This window comes from Leucobacter iarius (genome assembly GCF_039530105.1).
Taxonomy (GTDB): domain Bacteria; phylum Actinomycetota; class Actinomycetes; order Actinomycetales; family Microbacteriaceae; genus Leucobacter; species Leucobacter iarius.
Window position 1 is genome coordinate 50,147 of sequence record NZ_BAAAOB010000002.1, and the last position, 24,137, is coordinate 74,283.

At 70.2% G+C, this 24,137-nt stretch carries 23 protein-coding genes; 19 read left to right on the plus strand and 4 right to left on the minus strand.

Annotated features, from left to right (window positions below):
• Window positions 1–713 precede the first annotated feature (713 nt).
• Both rpsT and ABD169_RS09455 read right to left on the minus strand, forming a co-directional pair.
• Window positions 714–974 carry a 30S ribosomal protein S20 gene (rpsT, locus tag ABD169_RS09450; RefSeq protein WP_099725122.1) on the minus strand — a complete coding sequence of 87 codons (261 nt, stop codon included), beginning with the start codon at window positions 972–974 and terminating at the stop codon, window positions 714–716.
• 133 nt (window positions 975–1,107) lie between these two features.
• Window positions 1,108–1,905, minus strand: a complete 798-nt coding sequence (locus ABD169_RS09455; RefSeq protein WP_344031765.1) for an MOSC domain-containing protein — start codon at window positions 1,903–1,905, stop codon at window positions 1,108–1,110.
• Between the two features lie 91 nt (window positions 1,906–1,996).
• Between ABD169_RS09455 and lepA the strand changes: the two genes are divergently transcribed.
• From lepA to ABD169_RS09515, 12 genes are all read left to right on the plus strand, one after another.
• Window positions 1,997–3,847 (plus strand): translation elongation factor 4, encoded by a 1,851-nt coding sequence (gene lepA / locus ABD169_RS09460; RefSeq protein ID WP_344031767.1) that lies wholly within the window; start codon window positions 1,997–1,999, stop codon window positions 3,845–3,847.
• Window positions 3,844–5,016, plus strand: coding sequence for a DUF1990 domain-containing protein (locus ABD169_RS09465; protein WP_344031769.1), 1,173 nt, complete (start codon window positions 3,844–3,846; stop codon window positions 5,014–5,016). Before lepA ends, ABD169_RS09465 begins: the two co-directional genes overlap by 4 nt.
• A 2-nt stretch (window positions 5,017–5,018) precedes the next feature.
• On the plus strand, window positions 5,019–6,257 hold the full coding sequence (gene hemW / locus ABD169_RS09470; RefSeq protein ID WP_344031771.1) for a radical SAM family heme chaperone HemW: 1,239 nt from the start codon (window positions 5,019–5,021) through the stop codon (window positions 6,255–6,257).
• Window positions 6,258–6,390: 133 nt separating this feature from the next.
• Window positions 6,391–7,425: a heat-inducible transcriptional repressor HrcA gene (hrcA, locus tag ABD169_RS09475; protein ID WP_344031773.1), complete on the plus strand. Its 1,035-nt coding sequence runs from the start codon at window positions 6,391–6,393 to the stop codon at window positions 7,423–7,425.
• An 84-nt stretch (window positions 7,426–7,509) separates the two neighbouring features.
• Window positions 7,510–8,616, plus strand: coding sequence for a molecular chaperone DnaJ (gene dnaJ, locus ABD169_RS09480; RefSeq protein ID WP_344031775.1), 1,107 nt, complete (start codon window positions 7,510–7,512; stop codon window positions 8,614–8,616).
• Window positions 8,617–8,635: 19 nt separating this feature from the next.
• On the plus strand, window positions 8,636–9,439 hold the full coding sequence (locus ABD169_RS09485) for a 16S rRNA (uracil(1498)-N(3))-methyltransferase (RefSeq protein WP_344031777.1): 804 nt from the start codon (window positions 8,636–8,638) through the stop codon (window positions 9,437–9,439).
• A 22-nt stretch (window positions 9,440–9,461) separates the two neighbouring features.
• Window positions 9,462–9,812, plus strand: coding sequence for a histidine triad nucleotide-binding protein (locus ABD169_RS09490; RefSeq protein WP_344031779.1), 351 nt, complete (start codon window positions 9,462–9,464; stop codon window positions 9,810–9,812).
• Window positions 9,802–10,824, plus strand: a complete 1,023-nt coding sequence (locus ABD169_RS09495) for a PhoH family protein (protein WP_425560966.1) — start codon at window positions 9,802–9,804, stop codon at window positions 10,822–10,824. Before ABD169_RS09490 ends, ABD169_RS09495 begins: the two co-directional genes overlap by 11 nt.
• The gene (gene ybeY, locus ABD169_RS09500) at window positions 10,821–11,282 is read left to right on the plus strand and encodes an rRNA maturation RNase YbeY (RefSeq protein WP_046455956.1); all 462 of its coding nucleotides are present in this window, start codon (window positions 10,821–10,823) and stop codon (window positions 11,280–11,282) included. The genes ABD169_RS09495 and ybeY overlap by 4 nt, the downstream gene beginning before the upstream one ends.
• Window positions 11,279–12,589: a hemolysin family protein gene (locus ABD169_RS09505; protein ID WP_344031781.1), complete on the plus strand. Its 1,311-nt coding sequence runs from the start codon at window positions 11,279–11,281 to the stop codon at window positions 12,587–12,589. Before ybeY ends, ABD169_RS09505 begins: the two co-directional genes overlap by 4 nt.
• A complete protein-coding gene (gene era / locus ABD169_RS09510) occupies window positions 12,586–13,512 on the plus strand; it encodes a GTPase Era (protein WP_344031782.1) in 927 nt (308 codons plus the stop codon). The genes ABD169_RS09505 and era overlap by 4 nt, the downstream gene beginning before the upstream one ends.
• A gap of 81 nt (window positions 13,513–13,593) precedes the next feature.
• Window positions 13,594–13,968 carry a DUF5684 domain-containing protein gene (locus tag ABD169_RS09515; RefSeq protein WP_344031783.1) on the plus strand — a complete coding sequence of 125 codons (375 nt, stop codon included), beginning with the start codon at window positions 13,594–13,596 and terminating at the stop codon, window positions 13,966–13,968.
• Between the two features lie 45 nt (window positions 13,969–14,013).
• On the opposite strand, the gene ABD169_RS09520 is transcribed toward ABD169_RS09515, so the two are convergent.
• A complete protein-coding gene (locus ABD169_RS09520; protein ID WP_344031785.1) occupies window positions 14,014–15,000 on the minus strand; it encodes a LacI family DNA-binding transcriptional regulator in 987 nt (328 codons plus the stop codon).
• Window positions 15,001–15,152: 152 nt separating this feature from the next.
• Between ABD169_RS09520 and ABD169_RS09525 the strand changes: the two genes are divergently transcribed.
• The 3 genes from ABD169_RS09525 to ABD169_RS09535 are packed head-to-tail and all read left to right on the plus strand — an operon-like array spanning window position 15,153 to window position 18,042.
• Complete coding sequence (locus tag ABD169_RS09525; RefSeq protein ID WP_344031787.1) at window positions 15,153–15,407, plus strand: hypothetical protein; 255 nt, start codon at window positions 15,153–15,155, stop codon at window positions 15,405–15,407.
• Window positions 15,404–16,918 (plus strand): sodium:solute symporter family protein, encoded by a 1,515-nt coding sequence (locus ABD169_RS09530; RefSeq protein WP_344031789.1) that lies wholly within the window; start codon window positions 15,404–15,406, stop codon window positions 16,916–16,918. The genes ABD169_RS09525 and ABD169_RS09530 overlap by 4 nt, the downstream gene beginning before the upstream one ends.
• The gene (locus tag ABD169_RS09535; RefSeq protein WP_344031791.1) at window positions 16,915–18,042 is read left to right on the plus strand and encodes a class II histone deacetylase; all 1,128 of its coding nucleotides are present in this window, start codon (window positions 16,915–16,917) and stop codon (window positions 18,040–18,042) included. The genes ABD169_RS09530 and ABD169_RS09535 overlap by 4 nt, the downstream gene beginning before the upstream one ends.
• A gap of 69 nt (window positions 18,043–18,111) precedes the next feature.
• Here ABD169_RS09535 and ABD169_RS09540 read toward each other — a convergent pair whose 3' ends face one another.
• Window positions 18,112–19,935 carry a DUF2207 domain-containing protein gene (locus tag ABD169_RS09540; RefSeq protein ID WP_344031793.1) on the minus strand — a complete coding sequence of 608 codons (1,824 nt, stop codon included), beginning with the start codon at window positions 19,933–19,935 and terminating at the stop codon, window positions 18,112–18,114.
• Window positions 19,936–20,107: 172 nt separating this feature from the next.
• Here ABD169_RS09540 and leuA point away from each other — a divergent pair, with 172 nt between their 5' ends.
• From leuA to yajC, 4 genes are all read left to right on the plus strand, one after another.
• Complete coding sequence (gene leuA / locus ABD169_RS09545; RefSeq protein ID WP_344031795.1) at window positions 20,108–21,871, plus strand: 2-isopropylmalate synthase; 1,764 nt, start codon at window positions 20,108–20,110, stop codon at window positions 21,869–21,871.
• Window positions 21,872–21,941: 70 nt separating this feature from the next.
• On the plus strand, window positions 21,942–22,571 hold the full coding sequence (gene ruvA / locus ABD169_RS09550) for a Holliday junction branch migration protein RuvA (protein ID WP_344031797.1): 630 nt from the start codon (window positions 21,942–21,944) through the stop codon (window positions 22,569–22,571).
• On the plus strand, window positions 22,568–23,566 hold the full coding sequence (ruvB, locus tag ABD169_RS09555; RefSeq protein WP_046455947.1) for a Holliday junction branch migration DNA helicase RuvB: 999 nt from the start codon (window positions 22,568–22,570) through the stop codon (window positions 23,564–23,566). The genes ruvA and ruvB overlap by 4 nt, the downstream gene beginning before the upstream one ends.
• A 78-nt stretch (window positions 23,567–23,644) precedes the next feature.
• A complete protein-coding gene (gene yajC, locus ABD169_RS09560) occupies window positions 23,645–24,076 on the plus strand; it encodes a preprotein translocase subunit YajC (RefSeq protein ID WP_344031799.1) in 432 nt (143 codons plus the stop codon).
• Window positions 24,077–24,137 lie beyond the last annotated feature (61 nt).

Sequence of the window (24,137 nt, forward strand, 5' to 3'; positions counted from 1 at the left end):
ATCGTCGGGAAAGCGTCCACTTGTCGGGAAGGCGTCCAGCCTTCGAAAATACGGCCAGCCGTCGGGAATACGTACAGACGTTGGGAAGCGCCCGACGGATGGACGACCTGGCGCCGCCGAAGCGGTCGGCGGTCGGGCTGTGGCGGTGCTCCCCTCGGGTGTGGAGTCGGCGCCCGACGGATGGCCTTGTACGGAGCGGGGAACTTCACGGGCAGTGCGGGTGGTGCCCCAGATTGTCGGCGCGCACCGAGCCACGATTGGACGCCGAACCGACGATTGGACGTCTTGCCGGTGGCCGACTCGCCGTCCACTCGTCGGGGAGACGTCCAATCGTCGGGAAAGCGTCCACTTGTCGGGAAGGCGTCCGATCGCCGTGGCCGTCGCGGTTGTCGTGGCCGTGAGTGCCGACACAGACGCGGACATCGTCGGCGAAGTCGGTGGCCTGTCCGTCCGCCAATCCGCATTAGACCGCCCTGACCAGACCCGGCCCAGACCGAGCGGCCTTCCCCAAAGGAGTTGCCCGGGGGGGGGGGGGAGAGAGAGAGAGAGAGAGAGAGAGAGAGAGAGAGCCGCGAAACGCGGAAATGCAGGAAGCAAGAAACGCAAGCAGCCCGAGAACCCCAGAGGACCCGGGTACCCAGGTTCCCGGGTACGCAACAGGCCCCGCCGAAATCCCGGCGGGGCCTGTTGGAAGCTGTGAAAGCTGGTCGAGCTTAGAGCGCAGCGACCTTGACCGCGAGCTTCGACTTGCGGTTCGCGGCCTGGTTCTTGTGGATGACGCCCTTGCTCACGGCCTTGTCGAGCTTGCGCGCGGCAACCTGCAGCTTGGCCTCGGCAGCGCTCTTGTCGCCAGCGGAGATCGCCTCGCGCACCTGACGGATCACGGTGCGAAGCTCGCTCTTGTACGCACGGTTGCGCTCGGTCGCCTTGCGGTTGGTCTTGATGCGCTTGATCTGCGACTTGATGTTTGCCACGTTGGGTTCTGTCCTTACGAGGTAAGAGGTATTGACGGGTTGTCCGCGCGGCGAGAGAGGGCACCTTGCGGGTTGTGTGGTGTTGATCCACACGCAAGCCAAGAGTCGAGTTTAGCAGAGATGGGTGCGGAATTCAGGCGATGAGCTCGACCGTGTCGCCGACGCGGATCGTGCCGCCGCCGTGGAGGGGGAGCAGGAACCGTCCGAACGTCGGCTGCGCCTGCCCGATCACCCGGGTCAGCGTGGTGAGCACCTCGGCGTCGCGGACTCCGGTCTCGGGATTCGCGTGCGTGTTGAGGCAGCGACCGATCACCTCCTGCGGCGCGAACTCGAGGTCGCCGATCCGCACCCGAGACAGCTCGGAGATCTCCTCCCAGGGCTCGACACCCTCGATCGCGATGTTGGAACGGAAGCGGTGGTCGTCGATGGGGCGGGCGAGCGCCGACTCGAGGGCCCGGAGGCTCTCGCGGCTGTGCATCGAGACGAATCCGCGGGCGCTGTCCTGAAACCGGGATCGATCGGCATCGCCCAGCAGGCTCAGCGGCAGGCGGCCGGGAGCTTCGAGCCCTCGCGCGTCGGCCGAATCCAGCAGGTACTCGGTCACGGCCGCGGAGACCCGCTCGCGCCCATCGTCCGAGAGGGGCTCATCCACGTGCAGGCCGTCGGGCCCGTCGATGCGGATCCGCTCCCCGGAGGCGTCGGTCGAGAGCTTGAGCGCGGCGAGCGCCGGATACTCCATCCGGGTCAGGCCCTTGGACTTGGACCAGATCTCCATGCCGTCGCGTTCGCGCGGCGCGAGCGCGTTCGCGTACCGGAAGGCGAACGCGCGATCCCCGCTCACGCGCCCGTCGTCCTGGATCGTGAGCTCCTCGCAGGTCTCCTGAGTGAACCCCTTGACCGGGAAACGATAGAGCGCGACGACCTGTGCCATGCCCCAATCCTCGCAGACTCCGCCACGCGGGAGCGCGTTCGAAGCGCAATCGGCCGCGGGAGCCGCGGTTCTCTGGAATAATGGCCTCCATATGTCTCCACGAAGTGTGAATCCGCCCAAGCCGGCTGCGACCGACCCCGCGCAGATCCGCAACTTCTGCATCATCGCGCACATCGACCACGGCAAGTCGACGCTCGCTGACCGCATGCTGCAGATCACCGGCACCGTCTCCGACCGCGACATGCGCGCGCAGTACCTCGACAACATGGATATCGAGCGCGAGCGCGGCATCACCATCAAGTCGCAGGCGGTGCGCATGCACTGGCAGGCCGCCGGCGGCGACTACGCGCTCAACATGATCGACACGCCGGGCCACGTCGACTTCAGCTACGAGGTCTCCCGTTCGCTCGCGGCCTGCGAGGGCGCGATCCTGCTGGTCGATGCTGCGCAGGGCATCGAGGCGCAGACCCTCGCCAACCTGTACCTGGCGATGGAGAACGACCTCGAGATCATCCCGGTGCTCAACAAGATCGATCTGCCCGCGGCCGACCCCGAGCGGGTGTCGCGCGAGATCGCGGACCTCATCGGCGGCGACCCCGACGACATCCTCAAGGTGTCGGGCAAGACGGGTGCGGGCGTCGAAGAGCTGCTGGATCGCGTCGTCGAGCGGATCCCGGCTCCCGTGGGCCGGGCCGATGCGCCGGCCCGCGCGATGATCTTCGACTCCGTCTACGACCCCTACCGCGGCGTCGTCACCTACGTCCGCATGGTCGACGGTCGTCTGACGCCGCGCGAGAAGATCCAGATGATGTCGACGAAGGCCGAGCACGAGGCGCTCGAGATCGGCGTCTCGGCCCCCGGCCCGACCCCCACCGGCGGCCTCGCCGTCGGCGAGGTCGGCTACCTCATCACGGGTGTGAAGGACGTGCGTCAGTCGAAGGTCGGCGACACCGTCACGACCAAGCTGAAGCCCGCCGAGCAGCCGCTCCCCGGCTACACGGATCCCAAGCCGATGGTGTTCTCGGGGCTCTACCCGATCGACGGCAGCGATTACCCGGTGCTGCGCGAGGCGCTCGACAAGCTCAAGCTCTCCGACGCCGCCCTGCAGTACGAGCCCGAGACCTCGGTCGCCCTGGGCTTCGGTTTCCGCTGCGGATTCCTCGGCCTGCTCCACCTCGAGATCATCAGCGAACGCCTGCGCCGCGAGTTCGACCTCGACCTCATCGCGACGGCACCGAGCGTGGTCTACCAGGTCACGCGCGAGGACGGCAAAGAGATCACGGTGACGAACCCGTCGGAGTACCCCGACGGCAAGATCGCCAGCGTGCGCGAGCCGATGGTCCGCGTCGCGATCCTCGCGCCGAAGGACTACGTCGGCACGATCATGGAGCTCTGCCAGAGTCGGCGCGGCAGCCTGCTCGGCATGGAGTACCTCGGCGAGCGCGTCGAGCTGCGCTACAGCATGCCTCTCGGCGAGATCGTCTTCGATTTCTTCGACCACCTGAAGAGCCGCACCCAGGGGTACGCGAGCCTCGACTACGAGCCGATGGGCGAGCAGGAGGCCGATCTGGTCAAGGTCGACATCCTGCTCCAGGGCGACAAGGTCGATGCGTTCAGCGCGATCGTGCACCGCGACAACGCCTACCACTATGGCACGATGATGGCGGAGCGGCTGCGCAAGCTGATCCCGCGCCAGCAGTTCGAGGTGCCCATCCAGGCCGCGATCGGCGCGCGCGTCATCGCCCGCGAGACCATCCGCGCGATCCGCAAGGACGTGCTCGCCAAGTGCTACGGTGGCGACATCAGCCGCAAGCGCAAACTGCTCGAGAAGCAGAAGGAGGGCAAGAAGCGCATGAAGATGGTGGGCCGGGTCGAAGTACCCCAGGAAGCCTTCATCGCTGCGCTCTCGGGTGACGTGGAGGGCAAGGAGCAGAAGAAGTGAGTCGGCGCAGCAGTTACGTGCCGATGCCGGTGACCTATGCCGCCGTCGGGGCGTCGAACGCACCGGATCTGCTCCGCTTCCCGCCCGAGGGCACCACGCCTTTCGAGGAGTCGCTGCTGATCGGCAGCGGACAGGAGCGCTTCCTGGCCGCGGTCAGCCTGCTCATGACCTGGGGTGCGCACCGGGCCTCCGGCGAGACCATCGCCGACGTGGTCCGCGGCGACGGCGGGCAGTACGCGGGCCTCACCTTCGACGCGCAGGGCTCGGCGGAAGCGCCCGCCGCGCGCGAGGATCACTTCGGTCCCGACGGCGAGCCGTACCTGACCTCCGGTACGACCGCGACGATCAGCCGTAACAGCGGCAAGCAGTCCCGCCGCATCCGAGTCGTCTACGTGATCGATGAGGCCGACCGCGTCGGCTTCGCCATCGGCACGGCCGACGACGACGGTGCGATCGGCGAGGAGCTGTTCCTCGTCGAGCACCGTTCGGACGACACCGTCTGGGGCGTCACCCGAGGCTTCCTCGGATCGACGAGCGCGCTCAAGGGACGCTCGCAGATCCGTTCCGCGATCGGGCGCGCCAAGCAGCACCTCGAAGCGATGCTCCCCGGCGTTGTGCCCGACGCGGCTCCCGTCGAGGCCGCCGCGTCCGATCGGGAACCCGCCGCGGTGCATGCCACTCCGATGGTGCCCGCGCCCGGGTTGACCGAGGGCGTGGGATCCGTGCCGAGCGCCCCGCAGGCTGCGCCCGAACCCGAGGCGCAGGCGGTGGCCGAGCCCAGTGCTCCGGCCGCGCCGGAAGCCGTTCCGCAGGCCGCGGCGGACCCGCTTGCGGCCGAGGCCGCCGCGGTGGATCCTGGCCCCGAGCCCGAGCCCGAGCCCGAGCCCGAGCCCGAGCCCGAGCCCGAGCCCGAGCCCGAGCCCGAGCCCGAGCCCGAGCCCGAGCCCGAGCCCGAGCCCGACGCGCCCGCCGCCGAGAAAGCGCCAGCCGACACCGACGCCGTCGCGCCCGCCGCAGCGGAGGTTCCCCGGGTCGAGCCGCACGACGCGGCACCCGTGACCGCGAAGTCGTGGGGCAAGTCGAAGGGCAGGGCCCAGGGCGGCAAGTCGCCCGGCTCGAAGCCGCACGGCGGCAAGAACCGCGGCAAGTCGCGCGGCGGCAAGGGCTAGGCGTGCCCAGCATCCTTCCGGAGGGCGATCCCGCTCCCTCCGACGGTTCGCTTCCGACGAGCGTGCTCGACGGCGCCTCGGATCGCGCCTTCGGCGTCTACGTGCATGTGCCCTACTGCCGGGTGCGCTGCGGCTACTGCGACTTCAACACCTACACGGCGAGCGAGCTGGGCGGGGGAGCGAGCCAGGCCGGGTATGCCGCAGAGGCCGCGACCGAGCTCTCCTTCGGCGCTCGCGTGCTGCGCGAGTCCGGCCTGCCCGAACGGCGGGTCTCGACCGTGTTCTTCGGCGGCGGGACGCCGACGCTGCTCCCGGCCGGCGACCTCGCTTCGATGCTCGGTCGCATCCGCGACGAGTGGGGGCTGGCCGCCGGCGCCGAGGTGACCACGGAGGCGAATCCCGATTCCGTCGACGCCGCCTACCTGCGCACGCTCGCCGACGCGGGGTTCACCCGGGTGAGCTTCGGCATGCAGTCCGCCGTGCCGAGCGTGCTCGCCACCCTCGACCGCACGCACACCCCCGAACGCATCCCGCTGGTCGTCGAATGGGCGAAGGAGGCGGGCCTGCAGGTCAGCCTCGACCTGATCTACGGGACTCCGGGCGAGCGGATCGGCGACTGGGAGCGATCGCTCGACGTCGCGCTCGCCTGCGAACCCGACCACCTCTCGGCCTACGCGCTCATCATCGAGCAGGGCACCAAGCTCGCGGCGCAGATCAAGCGCGGGCAGGTCGCCGCCCCTGACGACGACCTCCATGCCGAGATGTACGAGCTCGCCGACGCGCGGATCGCCGACGCGGGGCTGCACTGGTACGAGATCAGCAACTGGTCGCGCACGCCCGAGACCCGATCCCGCCACAACCTGTCGTACTGGACGGGCGAGGACTGGTGGGCCGCGGGCCCGGGCGCGCACAGCCACATCGGAGGCGTCCGCTGGTGGAACGTGAAGCACCCCGCCGCGTACTCGCAGCGGATCGCCGAGGGCATCTCGCCGGCGCACGCCCGCGAGACGCTCGACGCCGAGTCCAGGCGGACCGAGCGAATCCTGCTCGAGACTCGGATCTCGGACGGGCTCGACGCCTCGGTGCTCCGCCCGGAGGAACGGCGGGCGGTCCCGGGGCTCATCGCGAGTGAACTCATCGACGGCCCGGCGGCGATCCGCGGCCGGATCATCCCCACCCTGCGCGGCCGTCTGCTCGCCGACACCGTGGTGCATCGGCTACTCGGTTCCGCCGACGGCTGAATCGGGGTGACGCGGCGGCCACGAGCGGGCCGTTCCGCGGGGTCGGTGGGATAGACTTGGCACTCATCGATTGCGAGTGCCAGTCGACGGGTGCCGACCCGATCCACATCGAACGCCGGCGAGGAGGTGCGTGATGGTCTCGGAGCGCAGTCTCGCCGTGCTGCACGCGCTGGTGGGCGACTACGTCGAATCGAACGAGCCGGTGGGCTCGAAGTCGATCGTCGAGCGCCACAGCTTCGGCGTCTCCGCCGCCACCATCCGCAACGACATGGCGCTGCTCGAGGACGAAGAGCTGATCGCAGCGCCGCACACCTCGTCCGGTCGCGTTCCGACCGACAAAGGCTACCGGCTCTACGTCGACACGCTCAGCCGCTTCCAACCGTTGAGCGCCGGTCAGCGGGCCGCGATCGAACGCTTCCTCGGCGAATCGAGCGACCTCGACGACGCCATGGCCCGCACCGTGCGGCTGCTGGCGCAGCTCACCAACCAGGTCGCCGTGGTGCAGTACCCGTCGCTCAAGCGCACGGCGGTGCGCCACATCGACCTCGTCGCCGTTGGCGAGGCCCGCGTGCTCTGCGTGCTGATCCTCGGCACCGGCGTGGTCGAGCAGCAGGTCGCCGCCCTGCCCGCGGTGCGCGTCACCGAGGCCTGGGTGCACGGCCTGCGCGAGCGCATCGCCGGCGCGGTGATCGGCTCCGATCTCGAGAGCGCGGTGCAGGCGGTCGAGCTGCTCGACCGTACCGTCGAGGACTGGGCGGAACTCGCCGAGGCCGAGCTGGTGCGCAGCGTGCTCGCGGTCGTCATCGGACAGCTCCGGGCGAACCGCAGCGAGCGCATCGCGATCGCGGGCGCCGCGAACCTCTCGCGCGGCGCCGACTTCTCGGGCAGCCTCTCCACGGTGCTCGAGGCGATAGAAGAGCAAGTCACCCTGCTCCGACTGTTCGGCGAGATGGCGCAGGAGGGCCGCGAGGTCTCGGCGTCAATCGGTCGCGAGAACGAGCCGTACGGGCTCGAGAGCGCGTCGATCATCGCCTCCGGCTACGAGGACGACTCGAGCACGCCCTCCCAGCTCGGCGTGCTCGGCCCGGTGCGCATGGACTACGCCGGCAACATGGCGGCCGTGCGCGCGGTCGCGAGATACCTGAACCGGACCCTCGGCGAGGGCTAACCCAGGGTCGCGACCCGGGAGCACCCGGCGCCCGCGACCGACGAACTTCATCCACCATCGAATCGATGAGAGGAGCCGCACACCGTGGCGGACCACTACGAGACGCTCGGCGTCGCACGCGACGCATCGCCCGAAGAGATCAAGAAGGCCTACCGGCGCCTGGCGCGGGAGCTGCACCCCGACGTGAATCCGAGCGAGGAGGCGTCCGAGCGCTTCAAGGGCGTCACGCACGCCTACGACGTGCTCAGCGATCCCAACGAGCGCCGCCGCTACGACATGGGCGGTTCCGAGGGCGGCGCGTCGATGGGCGACTTCGGCGACATCTTCGAGACGTTCTTCGGCGGCGGCGGATTCGGCGGCGGCCAGCGCGGTCCCCGATCGCGTGCGGAGCGCGGGGACGACGCGATGATCCGCGTCGACGTCTCGCTCGCCGAGGTGATCTTCGGCGTGCAGCGCGAGGTCAGCATCAACACCGCCGTGCTCTGCGGCACCTGCTCGGGCAGCTGCTGCCAGCCGGGCACCGTGCCGGTCACCTGCGACGTCTGCCACGGCTCCGGCCAGGTGCAGCGGCAGGTGCGTTCGCTGTTCGGCAACGTGGTCACCAACCATCCCTGCGGTTCCTGTCACGGCTACGGCACCATCATCGAGCACCCCTGCGTGGAGTGCGGCGGCAAGGGGCGCGTGCGCGAGCGCCGCACCCTCAACGTCGACATCCCCTCGGGCATCGACACCGGCACCCGGCTCCAGATGCGCGGCGGCGGCGAGGTCGGCCCGGGCGGCGGGCCCAACGGCGACCTGTTCATCGAGTTCCGGGTCACCCACCACGACATCTTCAGCCGCGACGGAAACGACCTGCTCTGCACGCTGCAGGTCGGCATGACCGACGCGATCCTCGGCACCGAGAGCACGGTCACCGGCCTCGACGGCGAAGTGCAGGTCGAGGTTCCCGCCGGCACCCAGTCGGGCGACGTCATCACGGTCCGGGGCCGCGGCATCCAGGGGCTCCGATCCACCGCGCGCGGCGATCTGAAGATCGCGGCCCAGGTGGTCACGCCGACCAAGCTGTCCAACCGCGAGAAGGACCTGGTGCGCCAGCTGGCCGCGCTCGGCAAGGACGACGGACCCAAGCTGGGGGAGTTCCAGCAGGGCTTCTTCGGCAAGATCCGCGACCGCTTCTTCCGCCAGGGCTGACGGCGGGGCGGGCAGCACCGTGGCGAATCTGTACTACGTCGAGCGCGGGACCGCGCTGGCCGTCGGCGCGACCGTCGAGATCGGCGGCGAAGAGGGCCGTCATGCCGTGCGGGTGAGCCGGCTCCGCGTCGGTGAGCGGATCCTGCTCGGCGACGGTGCGGGCGCGATCGGCGGGGGCGTCGTCGTGCGCACGGACCGCGACCGCTTCGCGGTCGAGCTCGACGAGGTGCGGACCGACGCCGAGGCGAGCCCGCGGGTGACCCTGGTGCAGGCGCTCGCCAAGGGCGATCGCGACGAGCGCGCGGTCGAGCAGGCCACCGAGTTCGGGGTCGACCGGGTGCTGCCGTGGCAGGCCGCCCGCTCCGTCTCGCGCTGGGACGGCGCCGGCGGTGCCGAGAAGGCTGCGAAGGGCGTCGCGAAGTGGGCGCGCATCGCCCGGGAGGCATCGAAGCAGTCGCTCCGCGCTCGGATCCCCGAGGTGGGATCCCCGATCTCCTCGGAGGAGCTGCGCGCGGCCGCGGCGGACCCCGATCGCGCGGTCATCGCGCTGCATCCGCGGGGTGGGCGCACGCTGTCGGAGTGGGCGGCCCGCTTCGCGGCCGGGGCGGTCCGAGCCTCCGGCGCGAGCGCACCGGCCGAAGCCTCCCACCCGAGAGAGATCCTGCTCGTCGTCGGGCCCGAGGGCGGGTTCAGCGATGCTGAGCTCGACGCCCTCGAATCCGCCGGCGCCGAGATCCTGGTGCTCGGCACCACCGTGCTCCGCACCTCCTCTGCTGGCCCCGCCGGCCTCGCCGTGCTGAACGTCGCGCTCGGCCGCTGGTGAGTCCGTCGATAGACTGATGCCCATGGCAGCAGAGACCATCTTCGGCAAGATCGTGGCAGGCGAGATCCCGGTCGAGATCCTCGCCGAGACCAAGCGCGTGATCGCGTTCCCCGACATCAGCCCGCAGGCGCCGGTGCACATCCTGGTGATCCCCAAGACCACCGAGTACGCGAACGTCACCGAGCTCGCGGAGGGCGATCCCGCGCTGCTCGCCGAGATGATCGGCGTGGCGCAGCAGCTCGCCGACGAACACGCGAACGGCGACTACCGACTCCTGTTCAACACCGGCGCGAGCGCCGGGCAGACCGTCTTCCACGTGCACGCGCACGTGCTGGCGGGCGAACTCGAGGAGCGCAGCCTCGTTGGCAACTGACGCTCCGGCCCCGAACGAGGGCCCGCAGCTCGAGCGCACCGTGCTGCTCACCGGGGTCGACCTGGCGAGCTTCCTCGGGCATCGCGATCAGCTGATCGCCGATCTCGAGCAGCAGCACCCCGCCGTCTCCTTCCACGCGCGCGACCACGTGCTGACCCTGCGGGGCCCGGCCGCGCAGGTGCGCGCCGCCGAGCAGGTCGTCGGCGAGGTGCTCGAGGTCGCCCGTCGCAGCGGCGCGGTCTCCCGACACGATGTCCGAGAGGTGACCCGCATGGTCGAACGCGGCGACGGTCCGACCGCCGCGCAGGTGCTGTCGGAACCGATCCTCAGCGTGCGCGGCAACGCGATCCGACCCCAGACCGCGGGGCAGCGCTCCTACGTCGACGCGATCGATCAGAACACGATCGTGTTCGGCATCGGTCCCGCGGGCACGGGCAAGACCTACCTCGCGATGGCGAAGGCCGTGCAGGCGCTGCAGCGCCGCGAGGTCGCGAAGATCATCCTCACCCGACCGGCGGTCGAGGCCGGCGAGCGGCTCGGCTACCTGCCCGGCAGCCTGGAGGACAAGATCGATCCGTACCTGCGGCCGCTGTTCGACGCGGTCGGGTCGATGATGGGCCAGGACCTGGTGCCGCGCCTGCTCGCGAACGGCACCATCGAGGTCGCCCCGCTCGCCTACATGCGCGGACGCACGCTCAACGAGTCGTTCGTGATCCTCGACGAGGCGCAGAACACGACCCCCGAGCAGATGAAGATGTTCCTGACCCGCCTCGGCTACGGCTCGAAGATGGTCGTGACGGGCGACGTGACCCAGGTCGATCTGCCCGTCGGCACGAGCGGACTCCGGCTCATGAACCGGATCCTGCGCGGCGTCGACGACATCCACTTCGCCGAACTGTCCTCCGACGACATCGTGCGGCACAGCCTGGTCGGCCGCATCGTCGACGCCTACTCGGCATACGAAGAAGCACGCGCGGCGAACCGCGACGAACGAAAGGGTCCCGCAGCATGAGCGTCGAGATCAACAACGAGTCCGGCATCGCGGTCGCGGAGGAGAGCCTGCAGCGCCTCGCCGCGTTCGTGTTCGAATCGCTGCACGTCCACCCCGAGACGGATCTCGGCGTGCTGTTCGTCGACGAGGCCGCGATCGAGCAGCTGCACGTGCAGTGGATGGACGAGCCCGGCCCCACCGACGTGCTGAGCTTCCCGATGGACGAGCTGCGCCCGGGTCGTGTCGACGCGCCGACGCCCGCCGGTCTGCTGGGCGATGTCGTCATCTGCCCGCAGGTCGCCGAGCTCCAGGCCGAGGCCGCGGGGCACGACCTCGTCCAGGAGGTGCGCGTGCTCCTGACGCACGGCATGCTCCACCTGCTCGGCTTCGACCACGGCACCCCCGACGAGGAGGCCGAGATGTTCGGTCTCCAGCGGGACCTGCTGCTCGGGTTCGCGATGCGCGAGCGGGGCCGATGACCGGCGGTCTGATCGCGCTCTTCCTCGCGGCGGCCGTCGTGCTGCTCGCGATCGGCGGCCTGCTCGCGGCGAGCGACGCGGCGCTCTCGGTGCGTTCGAAGGCCGAGCTCCTGGCGCTGTCCGAGGACGCCCGTCGCGGCGCGTCGATCCGGGCGATCGCGGAGGACGAGGCCGCGCACCAGAACGCCCTCGGCTTCGCCCGTGTCGCCGCCGAGACCCTCGCGGCGGTGCTCATCACGCTCGTGCTCGCCGCGCTCATCGAGCCGCTCTGGCTGACGCTGCTCGCGGCCGCCCTCATCATGACCGCGGTCACCTTCGTGCTCGTCGGCACGAGCCCCCGCACGGTCGGCTCGCACCACCCCGAGGGGATCATTCGGTTCTCGGCTCCGCTCGTGCACGGGATCCGCGTGCTGCTCGGGCCTGTCGCGAGCAGCCTGATGCGCGTCGGCGACCGGGTGACCCCGGGACGCGGCGGCAGCAGCGCGCTGATCCGAGACGAGCAGCAGCTGCTGTCGATGGTGGATCAGGCCGCGGAGCAGGAACTGCTCGAGGCGGACGACCGCGACTACATCCACTCGCTCGTCGAGTTCGGCGATACCCGGGTGCGCGAGCTGATGGTGCCCCGCATCGACATGGTGACGGTCGACGCCGAGCTGTCGATGAAGGACGCGCTCGAAGCGATCCTGGCGTCGCGGCACTCGCGGGTCCCGGTGGTGACCGACGACGTCGACGACGTGGTCGGCGTCGCCCACCTGCGCGACGCGAGCGGCTTCGTGCTGCGCCGGCCCGAGGAGGCCGAGTCCGCGCCGATCACGCGCGTGATGAAGCCCGCGCTCTTCGTGCCCGAGCTGCAGCCCGCCGACGAGCTGCTGCGCCAGATGCAGCGCGAGTCCGTGCACCTGGCGCTCGCGGTCGACGAGTACGGCGGGATCTCCGGCCTGGTCACGCTCGAGGACCTCATCGAGGAACTGCTCGGCGACATCAGCGACGAGCACGACCGCGAGACGCCCGAGATCGTGCTCGACGGCGACGGCTTCATTGTGAGCGCCCGGCTCACGATCGACCGGCTCGGCGAACTGTTCGAGCGCGAACTCGAGGACGACGAGGTCGACACGGTGGGCGGCCTGCTCGCCAAGCACCTCGGTCGGCTCGCAGAGCCCGGCGACCGGGTCGAGATCGACGGGATCGAGCTGACCGCGCTCGAGACCGAACGACGCAGGCAGCGCCTCGTAACGGCGCGCGTGCGCTGGGTGGGCACCGAAGACAACGACGCGGATCAGGTCCGCCGGGAAGAGGAACAGCAGTGAACGCAGAACAGGCCGACGGCGTCGGCACCGAGCCCGAGGCCGAGCACCGGGCGGGATTCGTCTCGTTCGTGGGGCGACCGAACGTCGGCAAGTCCACACTGACGAACGCGCTCGTCGGTCAGAAGATCGCGATCACGAGCCCGAAGCCGCAGACCACGCGCCGCGCGATCCGCGGCATCGTGCACCGGCCCGACGGTCAGCTCATCATCGTCGACACCCCCGGTATCCATCGGCCCCGGACCCTGCTCGGCGAGCGGCTGAACGCGCTCGTGGAGGCGACGCTCGGCGACGTCGACGTGATCGGCTTCTGCGTGCCGGCGGACGAGAAGCTCGGCCCGGGCGACCGCTTCATCAACGAGCGCCTCGACGACTTCCCCCGAGCCAAGAAGGTCGCGATCCTCACGAAGGTCGACGAAGCCTCGAACGGCGAGATCATCGACCAGTTGACGCGGCTCGGCGAACTGCGCGAGTGGGACGCCGTCGTGCCGATCTCCTCGGTCACCCGTGATCAGCTCGACGTGCTCTCCGATGTGCTGCTTGAGCTCATGCCGGTGTCACCGCCGCTCTACGAGGCCGAGCAGATCACCGATGAGAACGAGGACGACCGCATCGCCGAGCTGATCCGCGAGGCCGCGCTCGACGGCATGCGCGACGAACTGCCGCACTCGCTCGCAGCGACCGTCGACGACCGCGAGGAGCGCGAGGACGGTCTGCTGGCGCTCTACGCGTCGATCTACGTCGAGCGCGACAGCCAGAAGGGCATCGTGATCGGCAAGGGCGGTTCGCAGCTGCGCGACATCGGCGAGCGGGCCCGCCACGAGATCGAGGCGCTGCTCGGGCGTCGCATCTACCTGTCGCTGCGGGTCAAGCTGCTCAAGGAGTGGCAGCGCGATCCGAAGGCCCTGGGCCGGCTCGGATTCTGAGCACTGTCGCGGGCCCGGCCCGCTGACTAGGCTCGGACGCACAGGGACGCCGCTGGCGCGGCGCGCAGGGGAGGAACGCTCATGGACTACGGAATCACCGACCAGACCCAGATCACCGCGCTCAGCGGCCCGGCCACCGTCGTCGGCATCATCTGGTACGTGCTCGTCGCGATCGCGCTCTGGAAGACCTTCACCAAGGCCGGCTATCCCGGGATCCTCGCGATCATCCCGGTCGTCAACCTGATCTTCCTCGTGAAGATCGCCGGGTTCTCCGGCTGGATGGTGCTGCTCTACCTGATCCCGATCGTCAACGTGATCCTCGCGCTGATCGTGGCGATCAAGGTGGGCGGCAACTTCGGCAAGGGGCCGTTCTTCTCGATCCTCCTGCTCTGGCTGCTCCCGTTCATCGGCTACTTTGTGATCGGTTTCGGCAGCGCGCAGTACCGCAAGGCCTGAGATCGCACCGGCCGTGCGCGCCGCGGAGCGCGGCGCGCACCCGGCTCAGGCGCTCGGGATCGAGGCCTCGTGGATTCGGCTCGTCGGCGCCGTCGCGGTGCCTGCGAGCAGATCCCGGAGCAGCAGCACCGAGGCGCGTCCGAAGCCGGTCGGTCGTACGTCGAGGCTCGTGATCCGCTCGTCGCCGAGTTCGGTGACGGGGTCGCCGACGAGCGAGACCAGGTCGAGTTCCGGACCGGGCGCCCGGCCGATGCGTTCGAGCGGCGCGACGAGTCGGCCGGCGAGGCCCTGGTAGCCGCAGAGCAGGATCTCGGGATCGCACTCGGCGATGAGCGCGTCGAGCGTCGAGGCGAGCGTCTCGGCGCTCGGGTGGAGGGGGAGCTCGCGGATCCACGGCTCGACGCCGTGCTCGCCGCACCAGCTCCGGTAGCCGTCGACGACGTCCTCCGCGAAGGACGAATGGAACTGCTGGTCGGGGAGCAGCAGCGCGGGGCGCTGCAGTCCGCGACCGCGAGCCCGATCGAGCAGTTCGCGCACGTACCGCTGATAGCGCACCTCGATGGTCCCGTCCGCGTCGATCTCGGCCGGGTCGAGGGGCCGCCCGGCGGTGACCAGGGGGACCGCGAGCGCGGAGAGCGCCGCGAGCACCGGATCCCCGGGCAGCGGGTCGATGGCGATGATCCCGTCGACCGCGGGCGGGCGGCTGCGCAGCGCGGCTTCGTCGCGCGTGAGCAGCACGAGGTCGATCCCGTTCTCGCCCGCGGCGGCGACGGCGCCGAAGACGAACTCCATGTAGAACGCGAAGCTGCGGACGACGGGCGGGATGTACAGGCCGACCGCGCCGACGCGATTGCCGCGGAGCTGCTGCGCGGCGCGGTTGCCGACGTAGCCGAGCGCAGCGGCGGTGTCGCGCACCTGGGCGACGGTCTCGGGTGCGACTCGACCGCGCCCGTGCAGGGCGTCGGAGACCGTCGTCTTCGACAAGCCGAGTTCGGCTGCGAGATCGACGATCGTGACCCGTCTGGCGCTCATGACCCACATGCTAGCGGGCGTCGTCGCCGGGCGCGGGACGCCGTGCGACCGGGGATCGACGCTTGACGTCCTGGCATCGGGGATGCATCATTACTGCAATGCCGGAACGTTCCGGCAGAAATCGGCAACGACGCCGACGAAAGGATGCCCTCATGACCGCACCCGCCAGGTCAGGCCCGAGCCGGGGCCGCAGGCGCGGCATCGCCGCGCTGGTCGCCGCCTCGTTCTTCATCATGCTTTTCCCGCCGCTCCAGTGGTGGGTCGGCGACGGGGGAGTCTGGTACTTCATCGTGACCGGACTGCTCGTACTCGCGGCGATCTGGACCATGTACGCCCTCGACGCCCGTGCGGAGCGGGCCGAGTCGGCCGCTGCACGACCGTCGAGCGCGGGGGAGGCCCGACCGTGATCTTCCTCGGCTACGGCGGAGTCGCCCTCTTCTTCCTCGTCATCGTCTTCGTGCTCGAGCGCAGCCGCAAGCGGACCGACTCGTTCAGCGAGTACGCGACCGCCGGGCGGTCGTTCGGCCCCTTCTTCTCGACCATGGCCTTCGTGAACACCTGGCTGCCCGGCACCATCTTCATCTCCTTCGCCGGGTACGCGGCGGCTGCCGGAGCAATCGGCTTCTACTCGGTGCCCTACGCGCTGCTCGCCGTGGTGCTCATGTTCATGCTCGCCAAGCCGGTGCACACCTGGGGCAAACGCTTCGACCTGCGCACCCAGGCGGACCTGCTCGGGCTGCGCTACGGATCGAAGGCGGTGCGCGTCGTCGCTGCGATCATCGGGATCCTCGCCTCGTTCCCCTGGATCGTGCTCGGGATGCAGTCGCTGACGCTCGTGTTCACCTACCTCTCGTTCGGACAGGTCGCCGCGGGCACGGCCGCGTTCATCGGCATCGGCGTGCTCGTGCTGCGCCAGGTCTGGACGGTGCGGATGGGCGCGCGCGGTCTCGTGCTCAGCGACATGGTGCAGGGCCTCGTCGCCTACGGGCTCGGCCTGCTGCTGATCCTCGGACTCATCACCTGGCTCGTGACCAACGGGCACGGCTTCGCCGCGCTGCCCGACGGATTCTTCCGGCTGCCCGGGCCGGGCAGCGCCGAGGGGCCCCTCTACCTGTTCTCGCTCGTGCTCACCGGTGCGCTCGGCGGCTGGTGCTGGCCCGATATCTTCGTGCGCCTCTTCGCGTCGAGCGGGACCCGCACCATCAAGCGCTCCGCGGTCATGGCGGCGCCGATCCTCTTCGTGTTCGGCACCGCGCTCTCGATCCTCGCGATGCTCGCGGCGAGCCTGCCCGGTGTCGCTGAAGCCACCGACGCGGTCTGGTTCATCACCGCGAGCGTCGGGGGACCCGTGATCCTCACGCTCGCGGGCATCTGCGTGGTGGCCGCCACCATGGGCAACGTGGGCGCCAACCTCCAGGCGCTCGGCGCCCAGACCGCCAACGACATCGTCGGAGTGGCGCGCGGGGAACGGATCGAGGATCCGAGGACCGGCAAGATCGCGGTCGGCGTCCTCACCATCATCGCCGGCGTGATCGCCGTGCTGACGGCGACGACCCTCAACGGGCTCATCGCGCTCGCCATGGTCTCGTACCAGGGGATCGTGCAGCTCGCCCCGACTCTCCTGCTCGGCATCTTCTGGCGGCGCGGCAACGCGATCGGTGCGATCGGCGGCATGGTCTCGGGCTTCGTCGTCGCCGCGGTGCTCCAGATCGTGTACCCCATCGCGATCCCCGTGCTCGGCGGCATGACGAGCGGCGTTGCGGCACTCGCGGTCAACACCGTCGTCTACGTGGCCTGCGCGTACCTCGTGCCGGTGTCCCGCGCCGAGCGGGAGCGCGTCGATGCGCTGTTCGATCACCTCTCCGAGCCGGAGTCCGCGGACTCCGGCGCATCCCTCACCGAAGGAGCCACCCGATGACCCAGCGACGCACCGGATACGTCTGGCACGAGCGCTATGCCTGGCACGACACCGGGACGGCCGTCGGGGTCGCCCCGTCCGGCGGCTTCAACCAGCCCCACCAGGCGTTCGAGAGCCCCGAGTCCAAGTCCCGAATGGCGGGCCTCGTCGAGGTCTCCGGCCTGATCGATGCGCTCGTCCGCGTCCCGGCGGTCGAGGCCTCCGACACCGACCTGCTGCGGGTGCACACGCCGGAGCACGTCGAGCGGATCCGCGAGCTGAGCGCCGACCGCGGCGGGGACGCGGGCGACGGGTACACGCCGTTTGGTCGGGGCTCGTTCGAGATCGCCAAGCTGGCGGCCGGCGGCACCATGGCCGCGGTCGCCGCGGTGATGCGGGGCGAGGTCGACAACGCCTACGCGCTGGTCCGCCCGCCCGGTCACCACGCCCGTCGGGAGATGGGCATGGGGTACTGCCTCTTCTCGAACGTGTGCGTGGCGATCGAGTACGCGCGCGCCGAGCTCGGGGTGCGACGGGTGGCGATCGTCGACTACGACGTGCACCACGGCAACGGCGCGCAGCAGATCTACTGGGACGATCCCGACGTGCTCGCGATCTCCATCCACCAGGACCGCCTGTTCCCGCAGGACACCGGTTCGCTCGACGAGATCGGCGGTCCCGGCGCAGAGGGCCGCAACATCAACATCCCGCTCCCCGCGGGATCCGGCAACGGAGCGTACCTCGCGGCCATCGACCGCGTGGCGGTGCCGGCCATCCGCGCGTTCGCGCCGGACCTCGTGATCGTGTCGAGCGGCTTCGACCCGAGCGCCGTCGATCCGCTGGGCTGCATGACCGTGACCTCGGGGGGTTTCAAGGCGATGGCCGAGCGGATCCTGGGGATCGCGGAGGAGGCGTGCGGCGGACGCGTCGTGTTCTCCCACGAGGGCGGGTACTCGCCGGTGCACGTCCCGTTCTGCGGACTCGCGGTGCTCGAAGCGCTGAGCGGACGCGAGACGGGGGTCGAAGATCCGTTCGGCGCCTCCTTCGACGCCTCGCCGGCGCACCCGCTACAGCCGTGGCAGGACGAGATCGTCGCGCAGGCGGAGGCGATCGCCGAGCGGCTCGGATTCGGCCGGGCGGAGTGACCGCGGGCGGGACGGGGCGGACGCGATGCGGTCCGCCCCGCCCCGCGCACCGGTCCAACCCGGACCGGGTCAGCGCCCGCCGGAGAACCCGCCTCCGCCGCCTCCGCCCGAGAACCCGCCGCCCGACGATCCGCCCGACGAGCTCGAGGTGTAGCTGGCCGAGGAGCTGAAACTGCTCGACATGTCGCTCAGGCTGCGATCGAGTCCGGCGAGACCGTGCGCCGCGAGTCCCGGATACCAGATCGGAACGGCCACACCCGCCTCCTGGTAGCGGACCTCGAGCACGCGGCCCCACTCCTTCTCGAGGCCGAACAGCATCGCGTAGGGGAGCAGCCGCTCGTAGAGCTGCACGACATCGACCCCGGCGCCCTCGAGCCGCTCGGCACCGGTGTAGCTCTGCAGCGTGCGGATCCGGTCGGCCTCGGCCACGCTCGTGAACAGTTTGACGCCCAGCAGGTACTCCCGGGCCTCGGCACCCGCGGGCGTGAGCACCCGGTGCTTCGCGAGCGCGACGATCGCCAGCACGAAGGACACCGCGAGCAGGAGCCCGACACCGAAGGTGAGACTCTCGGGGCGTCCGATCCCGAGGACGAAGAGCGGCGCGGTCGCCAGCACGAGCCCCAGTGCGATGAACCCGAGGATCCGCGCGCCGCGGCTCGCCTCCGTGGTCGTGTAGCCGCGCGATCTCGCTTCGGCGGGGACGCCGCTCACGAGCTTCTGCATCCGCTGCGCGAAGCGGGAGTCCTTCGTCGGCAGTTGGAACGCCTGGCCCGGAGCGAGCCCCGCGAAGAGTTCCGCCAGAGTGCGCTGGTCGAGCGGGTCGGTGGCCGCGGCGGGGTCGAGCAGGCGGAGCACCGGAGGCTGCTTGCCCGACCAGAAGCTCTCGGCCTGCGGGCTGTCCTCGATGCGGGTGGCACCGCGCACCGCGAGGTGCACGAACTCGGCGGGCAGTACCGACTTCGCGCCGCCGATGAGGTTCGCCGCGAGCAGGGGAGGGAGATGGGGAGGAACGTCGTACTGCGCCACGATCGTTCCCCGGAAGAAGCGACGCCGTCGCACGAGCCCGCCGACGAGGATCGCGCCCGCGATCCCGCAGCCGAGCGCGCCGAGCGCGAGGATCGCGGGGAGGCGGTCCAACCAGAAGTTCGGGACGCGGTTCGGAGGCTGCACGACCGTCCCCGGGTCCATGCCGATGGCGACGGTCACCCCCGAGCCCGATGGGACCTCGGAGAGGTGGGCGGACGCGATCGCGGAGGTCTCGGACCGGCCCGCGGCCTCGACGCCGCAGCGGTCCTTCGAACCGGAGGGCCCGGTGTAGCAGGCCGCGCTCCCCGTGAGGTGCTTCGCGAGGGCCGGAGCGAACTCCACCTCGAGGGAGAACGCATCGACGCGCTGCTTCCGCTCGATGGGCAGCACGTCCCAGTAGAACTCGTCGGCCTTCGTCTTCGTCGCCGCGAGGACCACGTCGCGGAGGGAATACGAGATGACGTAGGTCTGCCGCCCATGTACGTAGGAGTCGTCGCCGACCAGGATGCCGCGGAACCGGTCCGAGTCCTCGGTGCTGAACGGCACCGGCCGGCCGGCGCCGTCGGTCACCGAGATATCGGTCGGCGGCACGGGGGAGTCCTCGTAGTCGAGCGGCAGCGCGCGCACGAGGCCGCGGTTCTGGTCGAAGTCCGGGAACACCGGGGTCAGGGTCTCGGTGACGCGCGCGACCGCGCGGCCCTCCGCATCGAGGTCGAGCACGTACTTGGCGTCCCAGCTCTCGTACGAGAAGTCGTCGACCGAGGCCTGCGCCGGCGCGGCGACCGAGAACGGAGCCGCGACGAGGGCGAATCCGCAGAGTGCGGCCGCCGCGAGGGTGCGGATGAGCGTGCGGGCGATCCGGGGCATGGGGCCAGCCTACGGCTGGCCGGGAGGGGTGGGCGAGCCGTGTATAGTGACGGTATGCGGTTCCGCTCGCTTCTTCTTAGCTGCCGCGACGAGTCCTAGTTCTCAGGCCTCCCTCGTCGCGGCGTTTCGTGTTGGCTGAAAAACTTCGCAAGCGAGAGATGAAGACGAGATCATGAAGAACCAGCAGCAGCCGACGACCATGCCGATCCACCGGTACCGTCCGTTCCACGAGATCATCGCGGTCGATCTGCCCGATCGCACGTGGCCGAGCAAGCGGATCACCGAGGCTCCCCGCTGGTGCGCGGTCGATCTGCGCGACGGCAACCAGGCGCTCATCGACCCGATGAGCCCCGAGCGCAAGCGGATCATGTTCGATCTGCTGGTCAAGATGGGCTACAAGGAGATCGAGGTCGGATTCCCCTCGGCGAGCCAGACCGACTTCGACTTCGTGCGCCAGCTCATCGAAGAGGACGCGATCCCCGAGGACGTCACCATCCAGGTGCTGACCCAGGCGCGCGAGCACCTGATCACCCGGACCTACGAGTCGCTGATCGGCGCGAAGCAGGCGATCGTGCACCTCTACAACTCCACGAGCATCCTGCAGCGCGACGTCGTGTTCCGCTCCGACCGCGCGGGCATCAAGCAGATCGCCGTCGACGGGGCGAAGCTGTGCCGCGCGAGCGAGCACATCTGCGAGGGCACCGACATCTACTACGAGTACTCGCCCGAGTCCTACACCGGCACGGAGCTCGAGTACGCGGTCGAGGTCTGCAACGACGTGCTCGAGGTGTTCGAGCCGACCCCCGACCGCAAGGTGATCATCAACCTGCCGGCCACCGTCGAGATGGCGACCCCGAACGTCTACGCCGACTCGATCGAGTGGATGAGCCGCCACCTGAACCACCGCGAGAACGTCATCCTGTCGCTGCACCCGCACAACGACCGGGGCACCGCGGTCGCGGCCGCCGAGCTCGGCTACATGGCCGGCGCCGACCGCATCGAGGGCTGCCTGTTCGGCAACGGCGAGCGCACCGGCAACGTCGACCTGGTGGCGCTGGGTATCAACCTGTTCACGCAGGGGATCGACCCGCAGATCGACTTCTCGCGCCTCGACGAGGTGCGCCGCACCGCCGAGTACTGCAACCAGCTGCGCGTGCCCGAGCGCAGCCCCTGGGCGGGCGACCTCGTCTACACGGCGTTCTCGGGATCCCACCAGGACGCCATCAAGAAGGGCTTCGAGCGCATGGCCGCCGACGCCGAGGCCGCCGGAGTCTCCGTCGACGACATCGAGTGGGCGGTGCCCTACCTGCCGGTCGATCCGAAGGACCTGGGCCGCTCCTATGAAGCGGTGATCCGCGTGAACTCGCAGTCGGGCAAGGGCGGCGTCGCGTACCTGCTGAAGACCGACCACTCGCTGGACCTGCCGCGTCGACTGCAGATCGAGTTCAGCGCGGTCGTGCAGGGCCTCACCGACACCGAGGGCGGCGAGGTGTCGAGCGACTCCATCTGGAAGATCTTCCAGGACGAGTACCTGCCCGCGCAGGATCCCGCCGCGGACCGCTGGGGTCGGTACGAGATCACCCGCACGGCGACCGCGAGCGCGGGCGACGGGGTGACCGAGCTGACCGTCGACCTGCGCGTCGACGACGAGCAGCAGCAGACGACCGCGCGCGGCAACGGTCCGGTCGACGCGTTCATCCGGGCGCTCGGCGAGCACGGGCACGAGATCACGCTGTTCGACTACGTGGAGCACGCGATGAGCTCCGGCGGCGACGCGGTCGCCGCCGCCTACGTCGACCTCGAGGTCGACGGGCAGCGGCTGTGGGGGGTCGGCATCGACCCCGACACCAGCCGCGCGACGCTCAAGGCGATCATCTCCTCGGTCAACCGTTCGGTGCGCGCCGACCAGCGCATCGCGGAGCCCGTCGGCGCCTGATTCGAAGATATGTTCGCCTGCTGCGGCGTGGCCCCGACGCGATGTCGGTGCCGCGCCGTAGGGTGACTGCGTGATTGCTTCGATTCAGGGCCCCGTGCTCTCCGCGGGTGCGGGTTGGGTGGTTGTCGGCGTCGGTGGTCTCGGCCTGCGGGTCGAGGTGCCCTCCGGTCGGGCGGGCGCGAACGTACCCGGTGACCAGCTCTCGCTCCACACCTCACTGGTGGTGCGCGAGGACTCGCTGACCCTGTTCGGCTTCGCGACGGCAGATGAGCTCGAGGTCTTCGGGCAGCTGCTCGCCGTCTCGGGCGTCGGGCCGCGCAGCGCGCTCGGCGTGCTCTCCGAGCTCACTCCGAGCGAGATCGCCGCCGCCGTGTTCGCGGAGGACGAGAAGCCGTTCAAGCGGGTCTCGGGTATCGGCCCCAAGACGGCGAAGCTCATCGCGGTGTCCCTCGCGGGCAAGCTGCGGCCCGAGGCCTTCGCCGCCCCGACCGAGGCACCGGTCGCGGTGGACTCGGATCAGCTCGCGGCCGACGCGGTGCGCGCCGGCCTGATGGGACTCGGCTGGGGCGAATCCGATGCCGAGAGGGCCGTCGACGACGCTCGCGCCGCCGGCGCGCCCGCCGACCAGGCCGGCCTGCTGCGGGCGGCACTGGCGCTGCTGCAGGCGCCCCGCGCACGGACCGGGAGCGCGGCGCGATGACGGGGGAGCTGTCGGCGCAGGCGACTCCGACCGAGCTGAGCTTCGAGGGCGCGCTCCGGCCGGGTTCGCTCGACGAGTTCGTCGGTCAGGCCAAGGTGCGCAAGCAGCTCCGGCTGCTGCTCGACGCGGCTACGATCCAGCAGCGCTCGCCCGATCACATCCTGCTCGCCGGCCCTCCGGGCCTCGGCAAGACCACGCTGTCGATGATCGTCGCGGCCGAGCTCGAGAAGCCGCTGCACCAGACCTCGGGGCCGGCCATCCAGCACGCGGGCGACCTCGCAGCGGTGCTCTCGGCGCTCACCCCCGGCGAGGTGCTCTTCATCGACGAGATCCACCGCATGGCCCGCAGCGCCGAAGAGATGCTCTACCTCGCGATGGAGGACTTCCGCATCGACATCATGGTCGGCAAGGGTGCCGGTGCGACGTCGATCCCGCTCGAGCTCGCTCCGTTCACCCTGGTCGGGGCGACGACCCGCGCCGGGCTCCTGCCGAACCCGCTACGCGATCGCTTCGGTTTCACCGCGCATCTCGAGTTCTACGCCGACGACGAGCTCGCGGATGTCGTGCGTCGCGCCGCCCGGCTGCTCGACTTCGAGATCGCCCCCGACGGCATCGGCGAGATCTCGCGACGCTCCCGCGGGACCCCCCGAATTGCCAACCGACTGCTGCGGCGCGTGCGCGACTACTGCCTCGTCCACGGCACTCCGGGGGACACCGAGAGCGTGCACGCGGCGCTCCACCTCTACGACGTCGACGAGCAGGGTCTCGATCGGCTCGACCGCGAAGTGCTGTACGCGGTGGTCGAGCGCTTCGGCGGAGGGCCCGTCGGCCTGTCGACGCTCGCGGTGTCGGTCGGCGAAGAGGCCGAGACCATCGAGTCCGTGGTCGAACCGTTCCTCGTGCGGTCCGGTCTGCTGACCCGTACTCCGCGCGGGCGCATGGCGACCCGGCGTGCATGGGAAGCCACAGGTATTCCCATGCCGGATGCCCTATAGTCGTTCCATATGTGCGCATTCGGCGCACCCCTGTGTTCCCGCTCTGAAAGGCCAGTTGTGGACCCGATTACGATCGTCATGTTCGCACTCATCGCAGTGCTCGTCATCTTCATGTTCCGCAACGGCAAGAAGCGGCAGAAGGCGATGCAGGAGCTGCAGGACGGTCTGCGTCCGGGCGCCGAGGTGATGCTCCAGTCGGGCATCTACGGCACCATCGAGTCGGTCGACGCAGAAGAGAACCGCGTGACCGTGCACAGCGGCACCTCCTCGCTCGTCGTGCACCGCAACGCGGTCGGCCAGATCATCAGCCCGGCCGAGACGGTGGCCGAGCCCGCAGCCGACATCGCCCCGGACGACGATCCCGAGTTCGGCGAGCGCGTCGCCGAGGACGCGGCCGCGCAGGCCTCGGCCCAGAGCGACGCCCCCGAGGCGCCGGCCGCGGAGGCCGCCGCTGACGAGGCCGCCCCGGGCGCCGACGGCGACGTCAAGCCGTCGGGCGACAAGGCGTAACCGCCGCAATCAGCTCCGGCTCCCCGGCCTTGCCGGGGAGCCGCCCGTCTTCCCGTCAAAG

Bases quoted from the DNA above. Each gene is read 5' to 3' on its own strand.
- ABD169_RS09505 (WP_344031781.1), top strand. From the start codon at position 11,279: ATGACCGGCGGTCTGATCGCGCTCTTCCTCGCGGCGGCCGTCGTGCTG.
- hrcA (WP_344031773.1), top strand. From the start codon at position 6,391: ATGGTCTCGGAGCGCAGTCTCGCCGTGCTGCACGCGCTGGTGGGCGAC.
- ybeY (WP_046455956.1), top strand. From the start codon at position 10,821: ATGAGCGTCGAGATCAACAACGAGTCCGGCATCGCGGTCGCGGAGGAG.
- ABD169_RS09455 (WP_344031765.1), bottom strand. From the start codon at position 1,905: ATGGCACAGGTCGTCGCGCTCTATCGTTTCCCGGTCAAGGGGTTCACT.
- leuA (WP_344031795.1), top strand. From the start codon at position 20,108: ATGAAGAACCAGCAGCAGCCGACGACCATGCCGATCCACCGGTACCGT.
- ABD169_RS09525 (WP_344031787.1), top strand. From the start codon at position 15,153: ATGACCGCACCCGCCAGGTCAGGCCCGAGCCGGGGCCGCAGGCGCGGC.
- ruvB (WP_046455947.1), top strand. From the start codon at position 22,568: ATGACGGGGGAGCTGTCGGCGCAGGCGACTCCGACCGAGCTGAGCTTC.
- ABD169_RS09520 (WP_344031785.1), bottom strand. From the start codon at position 15,000: ATGAGCGCCAGACGGGTCACGATCGTCGATCTCGCAGCCGAACTCGGC.
- ABD169_RS09540 (WP_344031793.1), bottom strand. From the start codon at position 19,935: ATGCCCCGGATCGCCCGCACGCTCATCCGCACCCTCGCGGCGGCCGCA.
- ABD169_RS09535 (WP_344031791.1), top strand. From the start codon at position 16,915: ATGACCCAGCGACGCACCGGATACGTCTGGCACGAGCGCTATGCCTGG.
- ABD169_RS09515 (WP_344031783.1), top strand. From the start codon at position 13,594: ATGGACTACGGAATCACCGACCAGACCCAGATCACCGCGCTCAGCGGC.
- lepA (WP_344031767.1), top strand. From the start codon at position 1,997: ATGTCTCCACGAAGTGTGAATCCGCCCAAGCCGGCTGCGACCGACCCC.
- yajC (WP_344031799.1), top strand. From the start codon at position 23,645: ATGTTCGCACTCATCGCAGTGCTCGTCATCTTCATGTTCCGCAACGGC.
- ABD169_RS09490 (WP_344031779.1), top strand. From the start codon at position 9,462: ATGGCAGCAGAGACCATCTTCGGCAAGATCGTGGCAGGCGAGATCCCG.